Source organism: Cupriavidus sp. D39 (assembly GCF_026627925.1).
Taxonomy (GTDB): Bacteria; Pseudomonadota; Gammaproteobacteria; order Burkholderiales; family Burkholderiaceae; genus Cupriavidus; species Cupriavidus ulmosensis.
In genome coordinates, this window is record NZ_JAPNLE010000007.1 from 132548 (window position 1) to 144020 (window position 11473).

Sequence of the window (11473 nt, forward strand, 5' to 3'; positions counted from 1 at the left end):
CCTAGTCCACCAGCCACCTTCGGGTGGCTATTTCATGCCCGCCGCGAGCGGGCTTCCTTCTTTGGGGGGCACATATGTCGGAACCAATCAGCGGCAGCGCCGCAGCGGGGGCCGCGGGCGCGGCCGCATTCAAGGCGATCGGCGGCACAGCCGGCATGGCGGCCGGCGCCAGCGGCCTGGCGGCGATCGTCGTGAAGATCAATATGCTGCCACGCAGCACAGCGGAATGGGCCGTGGCGCTCATCTCGACGGTGGTGTCGAGCGTTGGCGGCGGCGGCGGTGATCCAGCACTTCAGCCTCCATGCCTGGGCGGGCGACTAAATCGGGCTGGTCTTCGCCTGCGGGCTGCGCAGCTGGGCGATGGTGCGCCGGCTCTTCAACTTCATCGAGCGGCGCCGAGACAAGGACTTGGCCGACATCTGGGCCAGCCTGCCGGGCGCCGGCTACGGGCAAAACAAGCACTCGCTGGACTACCTGCGCGGGGTGTATGTGGCAGCGGGAGGTGTGCTGGCATGAAGACGATCAACTGGGGCGCTTGCGGTCTGTCGGCGCTACTCGGCGCCGTGCTCGCCCCGATGCTGGCCTACCTGCTGTATTTCGCACCGCGGGCGGACGCAGACGAAGACGAAGACGGTCGAGGTGCCTGTGGCGCTACCGTGCTAGGTGCAGCGCATCGAGCGGCCCGTGTGGGCGCTCGGTCCGGGACGATACCCGTATGAGTCAAACACCGGTTCCACGATCGGCACATCAGGCGATCAACGTGGCTCGGCACAGATGTTGGGAGTACGAGTGATGCTAGATGTCGACATCAAGAATTTCTTCGGCGGTATCGCATAAAATGGCAATGCTTGTGCGCATGACCCCTTGCCCGCCGAGCCAAAATCCGTTCGGCCCCCTGCGCCAAGTCCTCGCATTCGAGAGATAGGGGCGGCTAGATGCCTTCAAGAGGAAATTGAATGCCTCCTCCTTGAAAACCGGCAACAGATTGCCTATTTTAATTTTGCTCAGGCAGTCGCGTTGTTGCGCGCTGCGTGTTTCTGTTTGTTTGCCAGCGGCTTGGCAGGCGGGTGGGAGCGCGTTGCCCGTTCGCCTCCTTGCTGCATCAGGAGGATACGACCATGAGTGATCTCTTTTTCGGAACCGATCTGTTCAGCGAGTTCGACCGCCTGCAACGGCAGATGGTGAGCTTGTTCGGCGGGTTCCCGTCCAGCATCCGCTCCGGCCGCTTCGGGGCATTCCCAGCCGTCAACATTGGCACGACGGACGACTCGATCGAAGTCGTCGCGTTTGCCCCGGGCATCAAGCAAGACAAGCTTGAGGTCTCGATCGACAAGGGGTTGCTGACGATCAGCGGCGAGCGCGAAGCGGCGCAGTCGGAGGATGACCCCGAGGCACGGCCGTACGCACAGGAGCGCTTCGTCGGCACGTTCCGGCGCGTCGTCGAACTGCCGCAGAACGCTGATCCCGACAAGGTGCAGGCGCGCTACGCCAACGGCTGCCTGTCGATCAGCATTGGCAAGCGCGAATCCTCGAGGCCTCGGGCGATCACCGTCCAGTAATGTGAGGAGAAAGCCATGAGCGACACTACCCAAGTCGTTGAACGCGACCAGAGCGCGGTTGCAAAACGCCAGGAAGACAGGCCAACGCCCAGAGTCACGCTGCTTCCCGCAGTTGACATCTTCGAGGACAGCAATGGTGTCACCGTCTGGGCCGACCTGCCGGGCGTCACCAAGGACAAGCTCAATGTGAATGTCCACGATGGCAACCTCCATATCGAGGCGGAAGCCGTGGTGCCGACACCGTCTGGCCTGCGGGTGCAACATGCGGAAATTCGCGAGCCGCACTTCGCACGCGCGTTTTCTCTGAGTCCCGAGTTCGATACGTCGAAGATTGACGCGCACCTGCAGGATGGCGTGCTGAAGCTGACGATCCCACGCCGTGACGAAGCGCGGCCACGTCGCATTGCGGTTACCGCCGGGTGAATGCTGGAGGGCCATCCGCGGCACTGGAAAAGGTGGCGTCCGGGTGGGCGCCACCGTCGCCCCCAAGAAGACGCGGATGACCATATCGGCGGCCCCACCACCATGGCTGGGCCTTGCGGCGTCGCCGATGGCCGGGCGCGACCGGTCGTTGCCGACAGTCATTCGTACCCATCAAATGAGCATTTGGCAGGAGGGTAAGATGAAAACGGAACTGGGCAAATGGAACCCCTTCAAGTTCCTACGGAAGACGACAACTGACAAGCAACCGATGGGGGATGCTTCCAACGTTTCCGCGCCGAGGCACGGCACGCCCGACTGGCCTGACGTTTCGCGGCTGTTTTTTAGCGATCCCTGGCGCGCGATGGGAGAATTCCTGCACGAACCGTTCGCGGGCTTCGGTGGTTTGGATCGATGGTTCGGCGACTTCAGTTCGTCTCGCTTCCAACCTCGGATCGATGTGGTCGACGATGGCGAGGCCCTGAGGATCACGGCTGAGCTGCCCGGTATGGACCGCGAAGACCTGCAGACCACCATCGAAGATGGCGCACTGCTCTTGCGGGGTGAGAAGAAGCAGGACATTCGGAGCGAAGAGAACGGCTGCTACCGCCTGGAGCGAGCGTACGGCGCATTCATGCGCAGTATTCCTCTGCCGGATGGTGTCGACGTGGATCACGTTGATGCGAAATTCGAAAGAGGACTGTTGACACTACGTCTACCCAAGACGGGGTCGTCGCAGTCTGCCGTGAGGACGATCGAAGTGAAGTGAGCTGATGTCTGCAATCCTGAGGCATCGCATGTATTTGCAGCGAAGCTGCTGCCCGCAGCCGGGCAATCCTTGCGGTCGTGGAAGGGGGCGGCTGACGCGGAACGCCAGAGGCGGGCGCAGCCCCTTTGGCGTGCGCGGTGCTTGGGGGCTGCACGCTACTGGCTTCCAATGGGGCTCATTGCAGCGGCGAACGTAGGCGCGACGTTGCGTTCTTGAAATCGCCGGACTCGCCCCTATTTTGGCGGCAATGTACTGTCGGATGGAGACTTCCATGGAGTTCGATTCTGAGTGGCTGACGCTGGGCAAGCATCGGGTGCAGCTCAAGTGCGCGCGCGGCTTCCCTACCGAGCGAACGCGGAGTGTGGCGGAGCTGGCCAAGATGGCCATTGAGAACAACCTGAGCGCGGGGGCCCGCTTGGTCGAGGTCACCGCAGAAGGCGAGAAGGCCTATGTGATCAGTGTCGGCACGACCTTCGCGAAAGACAGGGAGGCGGCGCCCCACCTGGAAGTGGCATTGGCCACAATGTTCGGCTTAGCGCCCGAGCAGGTCAACATAGACGTCGTCGTGGTCAGTCAAACGGAGGTGGATATGCACTTTGGCGTGTATGAGCGGATGCTGGCTGAAAAGCTTGGCGCCGTGCCACCAATCCAGTGAAGCGCGGTCCTGGCATCCGGCGCTACCTGCTGCGCGCCGAGGATCGGCTCGTTGTGTGCACGCGGCCGTGCATTGTGCTATCACAACAGCGCGGCGGGGATGAACAGGCGCCGGTCTGGCTGGCCGAGTCAAGCTCGTCATTGCGCTGAATGGGGAACAAGGCCATGAACATTCGTCCTTTACACGATCGCGTGATCGTCAAGCGGCTGGACGCAGAACATAAGACTGCTGCCGGCCTCGTCATTCCCGATACCGCCGCGGAAGAGCCGGATCAGGGCGAAGTCCTGGCGGTCGGCAGCGGCAAGCGGCTGGGCGATGGTGGTGTCAGCGCACCCAGCGTGGGGGTCGGCGAGCGCGTGCTATTCGGCAAGTATGCGGGCACCACCGTCAAGCTCGAAGGCGCGGAACTGCTGGTCATGCGCGAGGAAGACATTCTGTGCGTCGTCGAATAGAGAAAGAGAGAAACCTAGAATCTCGCGAGGAGTTTCATCATGGCAGCCAAGGAGATCCGATTTCAGGAGTCCGCGCGCAGCCGCATCGTGGCGGGTGTCAACCTGCTGGCCAACGCGGTCAAGGTAAGCTTGGTCCCAAGGGACGCAATGTTGTTCTTGAGCGGTCGTACGGGGCCCCGCTGATCAATAAGGATGGCGTATCGGTCGCCAAGGAAATTGAACTGCGCGACAAGTTTGTGGTTCAGGAAGGCACAAAGGACGTGGTGATGGGCCTGAACCCGATCGGATCTGAAGCGCGCATGGACCTGGCCCATCTTTTCGCGCAGGCAGCCGTGGTCTGCACCGAGGTGGCCCAGCAGTGCTTGGGCGGCGGGCAGCGGCACCTGGTGGTCGACCACCAGCATCGCCTTGACTTCACACGGTACAGCCCCCGCGGCCTGCGGCTGGGCGAAGCGCCCCGCGCGCGCCAGCCACGCCAGCGTGTGCGCGTCCTGGGTCACGAGCCACGGGCGCGGTGGAGCTGGGGCGGACGGGTCGACCGTAGCGGTCGGCGCTGCGGCCCGTTGGAAGCGACGCCGGTGGGCGTACAGCAGCCGTGCCCGCAACGTCTCCGGGCGCGGCGTCTGCCCGGCCTGCACTGTGCGTAGGTGGCCGCGCTCCCAGTACTCGACCGCGGCGTCATGCGCCAGCAGGAGCTTGAGCATGGCCGGCTGCGCGGCCTTGGCCTTGGCCTCAGCGAGCGATCCGTAGCGGCGCTTGACGCGCGCCAGCGTCCAGTGCGCGTAGACCGGGTAACGCGCCGTCGACGGTCGGCGGCAGGTGTCGCGTCGGCACGGTCGCCGTGTCGACCCAGTCGGCGGGGTTCATTCCCGCCTCCCGCGCTTGGTGCCTGTCTTGGTCGCCGCCTTGGTTGCAACTTTGACCGGGGCTTTGGCCGGTCCGGGCTGGGCGGGGGCGCTGCGGCCGCCAGCGTCGCGCGCAGCAGCTCGTCGAACTGGGCGCGCTGGCTGGCATTGACCGCCTTGAGCGCGCTCGCCTCGCCGGCAGCGTTCTGGCGCGCGGCGCGCTCGCTCGCCAGCTCGGTCTCGATCCGGCTGCGCTCTTGCTCGAGCGCCCCAATACGCCGCCCGGCGAACTTCAACTGCGAGGCGTGATGCTGCCCACGCCGGCCTGGATCGCGTCGCGCTGGTGCGCGGTTTCCTGCAGCAACTGTAGTTTGGACAGGGCCTCGTAGCGCGCCTACACGGTGGCGATGGCCTCGGCCTGGGCGCGTTCCTCGGCCGCAAGCTGCTCGTGCGCGGCGGCCAGCGCCGCTTTCAACTCGCCAGTGCGCACGACCGACCTTTCCGCGCGGGCCTGCCGGGTCGCCAGGACAGCGCGGGCCTCGGCCAGCTCCGCTCCAAGCCAACGGAAAGTGAACCTGTCGGCGCGTTAGCGGCCGCCGTACTAAAGGCAGTAGGGGAAGCGGATTTCGAAGGTCGTGCCTTGCCCTTTCCGGGATTCGAAATGGATTTCGCCATTCAGGACGCGACAAAGTTCCTTGACGATAGAAAGCCCAAGGCCCGCACCGGGTATTTCGTCCCCTGCGGCGCGCTCGAATTCGTCGAATACGCGTACCTTATCTGAAGACGCAATGCCAATCCCGGTATCGGAAACGCGCAGGTACCAGTGGCTCCCTTCGCATCTACCCATCGCCAATTCGATCTCACCAGCCCCCGTGAATTTTGTCGCGTTCGACAGCAGATTCAGCGCAACCTGTTTGAGCTTCAGGCGGTTCGACATCACTGATGTCAGGCTTGCATCAAAGACTCCTGCCAGATGCAGCCCTTTTGCCTCGACACTCGGCCGCGACGCCGCAACGAGTTCGTCAAACAGCGCCCTAAGTTCGACCTGCTCCACGGACAGCGGATTGCGGTCTCCCAGGATAATAGAATATTCCACCATTTCGTCGACCAGTCGCTTCATGTCCTCAGCCTGTCGGGTAGCCAGCGCCAAGCCGACTTCCGCCTTCGACGGGGCAAGCGCGATCAATTGTAGTGCGGTCGAAAACGCGTTGAGGAAGTTGCGCAGGTCGTGCACCACGCTGCGGGTGATCTGCATCCGCGATTCATACAAACCGCTGACCAGCCGCTGCTTCTCGGTTAGCTCATGATTGGCCTGCTCCAGCCTGCCGGTGTATTCGTTGATCTTTCGATTCTGCTCGTCGATGACTTCGCGAATCGACGTCAAGGTTACGAAACTGAGTGCCTCATCGATCAAGTGTTGGGTGCGCGCCTCGTGGTGCCTTGTGAAATAGCTGTGGGTTTCTGCGAACTCCAGGACGGCACCGGTCAGCACCTGCCGGAACAGGTCCAATTCGCGCACCAACTCATCAAGGTGATAGCCCTGTTGCCAGCGCACTTCGCCATGCTTCTTTGCGTTGCGCTCTATCGCCCCCTCGACCCGTTCGAGATCCCCTTCGTCGAGAGCCGTGCAGATCCCTTCGAGGATGGCCGGAAGATGGTCGGCAAGCTGTTCATGTGTCAGCTTGTCGGCCTCCACGAGGTCGGCATCGGCGCAAACTATCGCCATCCATTTTGCTGTCAGGCGGGCTTGCTCGTGGCGGAGAAACACGGCAAAGGCGCGCAGCGGTTTCACTTGCGTGTCAATCATAGTTCCTCCGGATAGCAATCTACAGCGATAGGGGGGCTTTCACCGCTTTTAGCAAGGCGGGCAGCGCGAAATAATGTGCATAAAGGGACTTATTGTCAGCAGTATGGACGTCCGGGAGCAAGACTTGCGATCCAGCAGTCATGGGCATTCGCGCCTCGCGACGTTGGGTGAGCCATCTGGCTTACGCCGCGAAGCATCGTGATGGTCAGACGGGGTAGCTGCCGGGCTCGATGCCGATCTGTACCAAGCCTCTGGTCTTGATTCGTTGGGCCCAGGTATCCGCGTCCAGTTCGACGCGAATGCTGTCTACCTTGAACCGGTCGCCATACGCCACCAGCGTCACAGACCAGGGTTCAGGGCCATCATCTTCCACTCGTGTGATGATGAAGCGGTCCCGCGCGCGGTCCCTCCATACCGAATGAAGTTCAGGTTTTCTGGCCATGGCACATTCCATTCTCTATTGGTCGAATTGAACCATGCTCGAATAACGGGCGGTGGCGCGAGACGGTGGCCGTCTGCTGCCGATGTAGTGAAAACGCATCATAGCGCGCCGGGTCGCGCATCTCACGATATTTAGTATAGAGATTGGCGACCACGGTAACGAACAGATGCGATCGGCGCGGGGGAGGGCTACCCGCAAACTACGAGCGATATCGAAATCCGCGCGTGCGCCGAGGCGCGAGCCACGCGGCTTTGGGCTGGCAGACCATGCACATGACAAGGGCGCCAACACTGTCGTGCTGGTGGAGCGGTGCAAGCGATGGAAGCTGCGAAGCATGGCAGGCAGCGGCACAGCGTTTGCGTTTCGTACTCGATTTCGCCTCCGCATCATTGCGGTCGTTCTTGTTCGTCTTGACGAACGGTGCGACATATCGCGGGCCGATCAGCCGGACTTCGAAGCCCAGCGACTGAAAACGTCGTGCCCAGTGGTGGGCCGTGCTGCACGCTTCCATGACCACCACCCTCGGCTTGAGGGTGCGCACGGATTCGAACGGCGAACCGCGGGAGACCTTCGCCCGGTGTACTGGTCGCCCGCGGCGAAAGAAACTGGGGGAGGGCGCCACATTGCGACTAAGGTGATGATGTGTCCTATGCCTTGCAGGCGCCTATCTGGATGTGTTCGCGCACGAGCCGCTGCCAGCGGATTCGCTGCTGTGGACGCTGCCCAAGGTCATTGCCACGCCGCATAGCGCGGGCTTCTCGGATGGGAATGCCGCGCGCGTGGCGGGCATCTTTCTGGACAACTTGAGGCGCTGGCAGGCGGGCGAGGGGTTACGCAATCTGGCCTGCCTGAGCTGGCAGGCTGGCTACAGGGCAGTCATTCGGAAGCGGGACACGCCTCGCGCGGGAGTGGCCAAAAGGAGGGGGAGGTCCGTCAGGAAGAGAGAGTATTGTCTACTGACACTACACAGAGCCTCCATGTTCATGTCGATCCGGGCCTGCATTGAAGGGGAGGGAACGCAGCCCTCCAAGATGATCACGGTCACAGTGATACGCCTGACAGGCGAATCGAGGGATTTGCGGCTTGAATCCCAGTGTCATAGACGGCGTTCCCAGATTTGACCACTCCCCGCGCGTGCTTGGGTTGCGCGTACGTTATCGTCTGCTTGTCTGCACTCAAAGTAGCAGGGTAACGAAAACCAGCGGCCTCGGGGGTCAAGCCCTTGCCATGGTGACACGGGACATTGCGCTGCTTTGGGTTCGAGTCTGTACTCGCCAGCGTTTTCTGCACTAACGTGCCAAGTACGGGGGCAGAGTGCCAAGGGGAAACGTGCTTACTCTCCCCATACCGCATCCACTTCCCGCATCAAGCGCCCGGCGAGAATGTAGTCTCCCAGTTTTGATGCCTTTGCCTCCAGACTCTCCAACTCATCTGCCGGCAGTTCGCTCAACTCAAACTGACAATAGAGGTTTCGCTGCCGGAAGGTCGCCTTTGGCCGCATCAGGCCGGCGACCAATGCCGTCGGCGATTTGACTGCGATGTTCTCTTGTCCGCGATATTCCACGCGTATTCCGGCCTTCTGACCGAGCCGACCCAGTTCAATCGCGTCCTGCCAGCCTGCCTCATAGTCCAGTTCCACCACCGTCACGCCTTCTGTCCCCAGGAGCCTTAGTGCCTCCCCTTTGGTGCCAGCTCGAGCTGTCGCCATTGACTTCTCCACTCACATTCTCGGCGCAGATAGGCCACATCCTACCCCCCCCAATATTGTAATCGCCGGCGGAGCCGTGAGCCCAATAGGGCTTTCCGGCGTTTGACCTCCGCGGGCGTGCGGAATGTGGGGGCGGATCGCACCCTTCCTGACAGGGAAGAATAGCCCGGAAGGATGCATTCACAGAAGGCTATTTCAGCACGGGCTTAATATCCTTCAGTCGGGGCTGGATTCACAGAGTCGCTGTAAATTCGGCGAAGTGCTGTAGGATATTAAATTGTGATTAATAGACGGAGATTGAGATGGCTACCTACAAACAATTGCTGGCAGATAAGGAAAAGTTGGAGGCCCAGCTTGCCGAGGTTCGTCAAAGCGAGGTCGCTGGCGTCATTGAGAAAATCCAGGCTTTGATGGCAGAGTACGAACTCACCGTCGATGACTTAGCGCCGAAACGACGCCGTGGACGCCCGGCTGCGAGTGACAAGCCCAAGGCTCCGACGAAAGAGAAGGCCTCGCTGCCGCCAAAGTACATGGACCCCAAGACGGGCGCCACCTGGACCGGACGTGGCCGGGCCCCGGCGTGGCTGGGGAAGAATCGCGACAAGTTTCTGATTCCAGAGGCATGAGCCGTTGGTGGGAAGATTTGGCGGGGCGAGGAGATGCAGAGTTTCCATGGACTAGCTTGGCGCGCAACGCACTGGGATGAGCAAGTTTTCTTGCAAGTTAGTCGGATGGATAACCAGGAAATTGGACACGGTGCTCGCCAAGCCGGAATCTACATGGCATGATTCTCATGCATCGTTCATCATGACTGGGCGACAGCGGTGAGCCGGAAACTAGCGGGACACGGTCGCGGTGGCATCCGATTCGATGACTTGAATGCGGGCGAAGGTGAAATGGCTTGGCGCAGGTCCGTGGTTGAGTCGGGCTACTGCCTTTGGCTTACTTCATGGGCGGCCAGCCACCGTGAATGATCCGTCGGACGGGGATCTGCCCCAATTTCGGTGTGTGCGGATAAACGTCCGCGGGCGATGGTAGACGCATACTCCAGCCAAACGCCAAACGCCAAACGCCAAACGCCAAACGCCAAACGCCAAACGCCAAACGCCGGAGGTGGCCGATGGGAAGGCAGGCCGGATCATCAACGGCCGCCCGCAGCGCATTGATGTTGCCGGTGCAAAAGGCAGCATGGATCTTCTCAAATTGCCGGCGCGTATCACTCGAGGTACGGCGGCGCCTGCATCTGGGCATGAGGGTCAACTATGTCGGTGATGATCCGATGGGGCCGCTGCAACACGGTAGCGTGATCGAACTCAGGCATACCCAGGCGGTGATCGAGGACACCTCGACACGGCGGCGCTGGGCTGTCCTGTATGCCGCCGTTGTTCTTGACCGCGATGGTGCTCCCGTGCAGCCAGAACCAGAACGAACGCCGCAGCGCGCGAAACGCGATGAGTTCTCCATTGGCGACACGGTCGTCTTCACTGACAAGTACCTGCACGAGCGCATTGGCACGATCGTCAGGCTCAACCAGAAAACCGCGTCGGTTGCCTGCAATGACACGGAAGGGCACTGGCGTATGTCTTATGCTCTACTGCGACGTATCGTCGATGCGTAACCCGCTCCATTGGTATCCTCCGTCATGCCCAAGCCAAAGCCCAGATTCGACAGCAAGCGCGAACATCGGATCACGATGGAAATTGTCGTCGATGCCTACAACGAAGAAGAGCGAGCGATGGGGTGGTACTGCTATCTCGAAGAACAACTCAGGTTTCCATTCGAAGCTCGCATCCGCCAAGCCATGGCTGCTTCACCGCTGCGGCCCAGTGAAACGGTCTCGGTCACCGGACTTGCACATGATGACCTGTGTCGGGTTGGTATCTTCGTGTGGGTTCGGTGGAACCAGCGTGATCTGGTGGTGCCCTTAGCTCAGCTTGTCCCGCTGAAATCCGATGAGTCGACACGAGTGGCCGTCACCGACTGGCACTACTGGCATGATCAAGGCTACGCGTTCTGACGTCCGGAATGTCACAGCTCTTGCACCACGTTCCCAGTCGAACGGGATTCGCTGATGGATACCTTTTGTGGAGTTGACCCGCTTTTTGGACACCGCCTATCTTGAATCGAAGGAGGTGCCCACCATGCACAAGCATCGAATGCCGTATGCCGCGGCCTTCCGGCAACAGATGATTGACCTCGTCCATGCCGGCCGTACGCCGGAAGACCTGGCCAAGGAATTTGAACCCACCGCGCAGACCATTTACAACTGGGTCGCGCAAGCAGATCGCGATACCGGCAAGCGTCACGATGGCCTCACCACGGCCGAGCGCGAGGAACTGACGCGGTTGCGCCGCAAGGTCAAACAGCTCGAGGTGGAGAAAGAGATACTGGCAAAAGCCGCGGCCTGGTGTGTGTCACGAACGCAGGCGTGAGCCTGCGGTGCTGTACTGAAGATGGGAGTAGGCCTCCCGAAGCCGGCCTGCAGGGGCAGGCTTCAAACCGCCCGGTGCTGCTGCGTCCAAAATACGTGGTGGTGAGCGACCGTGGAAACGCTATCCGAGTCAGGGTGGCAGGTAAGGATTGGGAAGTTGAGCGAAAGCGAACCAGCCGATGACGCATCGTTAGTGCTACAAGGTACTGTCGAAACCGCAGCAGACCAGGTTCTGCGGGACAAACCGGGACGACACCTGCTTACGGGCCCGGTGGCAGTCGGTGTAAAGGCGGCAAGAGCCCAATTCAGGCTTCAGTATGGAACGTGAGAACCTTACTTCGGATGCGAAGGGAAATGACGAATGGCAAACACCATGAGGAAGAAT

General features: G+C 61.2%; 16 protein-coding genes and 3 pseudogenes. 13 read left to right on the forward strand and 6 right to left on the reverse strand.

The features are described from left to right. Nucleotide 1: 1 nt before the first annotated feature. Nucleotides 2-244: a hypothetical protein gene (locus OMK73_RS07555; protein ID WP_267601485.1), complete on the reverse strand. Its 243-nt coding sequence runs from the start codon at nt 242-244 to the stop codon at nt 2-4. 116 nt (nt 245-360) lie between these two features. Here OMK73_RS07555 and OMK73_RS07560 point away from each other — a divergent pair, with 116 nt between their 5' ends. The 8 genes and pseudogenes from OMK73_RS07560 to groEL form a co-directional block, all read left to right on the forward strand. Continuing rightward, the gene (locus OMK73_RS07560) at nt 361-516 is read left to right on the forward strand and encodes a hypothetical protein (protein ID WP_267601486.1); all 156 of its coding nucleotides are present in this window, start codon (nt 361-363) and stop codon (nt 514-516) included. Further along, nucleotides 513-719 carry a hypothetical protein gene (locus OMK73_RS07565; RefSeq protein WP_267601487.1) on the forward strand — a complete coding sequence of 69 codons (207 nt, stop codon included), beginning with the start codon at nt 513-515 and terminating at the stop codon, nt 717-719. The genes OMK73_RS07560 and OMK73_RS07565 overlap by 4 nt, the downstream gene beginning before the upstream one ends. 399 nt (nt 720-1118) lie before the next feature. Then, on the forward strand, nt 1119-1559 hold the full coding sequence (locus OMK73_RS07570; protein WP_267600488.1) for an Hsp20/alpha crystallin family protein: 441 nt from the start codon (nt 1119-1121) through the stop codon (nt 1557-1559). A gap of 15 nt (nt 1560-1574) precedes the next feature. Beyond that, complete coding sequence (locus OMK73_RS07575; protein WP_267600489.1) at nt 1575-1982, forward strand: Hsp20/alpha crystallin family protein; 408 nt, start codon at nt 1575-1577, stop codon at nt 1980-1982. A gap of 199 nt (nt 1983-2181) precedes the next feature. Further along, on the forward strand, nt 2182-2748 hold the full coding sequence (locus OMK73_RS07580) for an Hsp20/alpha crystallin family protein (protein WP_267602058.1): 567 nt from the start codon (nt 2182-2184) through the stop codon (nt 2746-2748). A gap of 271 nt (nt 2749-3019) precedes the next feature. Then, a complete protein-coding gene (locus tag OMK73_RS07585; protein WP_035866346.1) occupies nt 3020-3403 on the forward strand; it encodes a hypothetical protein in 384 nt (127 codons plus the stop codon). A gap of 164 nt (nt 3404-3567) precedes the next feature. After that, entirely contained in the window at nt 3568-3855 is a 288-nt protein-coding gene (locus OMK73_RS07590) for a co-chaperone GroES (RefSeq protein ID WP_267601488.1), read from the forward strand. A 39-nt stretch (nt 3856-3894) separates the two neighbouring features. Further along, nucleotides 3895-4091, forward strand: a pseudogene (groEL, locus tag OMK73_RS07595) (chaperonin GroEL); the annotation flags it as partial. Between the two features lie 1003 nt (nt 4092-5094). On the opposite strand, the gene OMK73_RS38185 reads toward groEL, so the two are convergent. The 4 genes and pseudogenes from OMK73_RS38185 to OMK73_RS07610 all read right to left on the reverse strand — a co-directional run. Further along, a complete protein-coding gene (locus tag OMK73_RS38185; protein ID WP_324291711.1) occupies nt 5095-5247 on the reverse strand; it encodes a hypothetical protein in 153 nt (50 codons plus the stop codon). Between the two features lie 54 nt (nt 5248-5301). Next, entirely contained in the window at nt 5302-6507 is a 1206-nt protein-coding gene (locus tag OMK73_RS07600) for a sensor histidine kinase (RefSeq protein ID WP_267601489.1), read from the reverse strand. A 205-nt stretch (nt 6508-6712) separates the two neighbouring features. Then, nucleotides 6713-6949 carry a hypothetical protein gene (locus OMK73_RS07605; protein ID WP_267601490.1) on the reverse strand — a complete coding sequence of 79 codons (237 nt, stop codon included), beginning with the start codon at nt 6947-6949 and terminating at the stop codon, nt 6713-6715. Between the two features lie 376 nt (nt 6950-7325). Then, a pseudogene (locus OMK73_RS07610) lies at nt 7326-7547 on the reverse strand (IS110 family transposase); the annotation flags it as partial. Nucleotides 7548-7602: 55 nt separating this feature from the next. Here OMK73_RS07610 and OMK73_RS38190 point away from each other — a divergent pair. Further along, nucleotides 7603-7791, forward strand: a pseudogene (locus OMK73_RS38190) (NAD(P)-dependent oxidoreductase); the annotation flags it as partial. A gap of 491 nt (nt 7792-8282) precedes the next feature. Here OMK73_RS38190 and OMK73_RS07620 read toward each other — a convergent pair. After that, a complete protein-coding gene (locus OMK73_RS07620; RefSeq protein ID WP_267601491.1) occupies nt 8283-8657 on the reverse strand; it encodes a PHA-granule associated protein 4 in 375 nt (124 codons plus the stop codon). 302 nt (nt 8658-8959) lie between these two features. Here OMK73_RS07620 and OMK73_RS07625 point away from each other — a divergent pair, with 302 nt between their 5' ends. The 4 genes from OMK73_RS07625 (at nt 8960) to OMK73_RS07640 (ending at nt 11089) form a co-directional block, all read left to right on the forward strand. Continuing rightward, nucleotides 8960-9283, forward strand: coding sequence for an H-NS histone family protein (locus OMK73_RS07625; protein WP_267601492.1), 324 nt, complete (start codon nt 8960-8962; stop codon nt 9281-9283). Nucleotides 9284-9777: 494 nt separating this feature from the next. Beyond that, nucleotides 9778-10275, forward strand: a complete 498-nt coding sequence (locus tag OMK73_RS07630; protein ID WP_267601493.1) for a hypothetical protein — start codon at nt 9778-9780, stop codon at nt 10273-10275. 24 nt (nt 10276-10299) lie between these two features. After that, nucleotides 10300-10674 (forward strand): calcium-binding protein, encoded by a 375-nt coding sequence (locus OMK73_RS07635; protein ID WP_267601494.1) that lies wholly within the window; start codon nt 10300-10302, stop codon nt 10672-10674. Between the two features lie 67 nt (nt 10675-10741). Continuing rightward, entirely contained in the window at nt 10742-11089 is a 348-nt protein-coding gene (locus tag OMK73_RS07640) for a transposase (protein WP_267601495.1), read from the forward strand. Nucleotides 11090-11473: the final 384 nt, after the last annotated feature.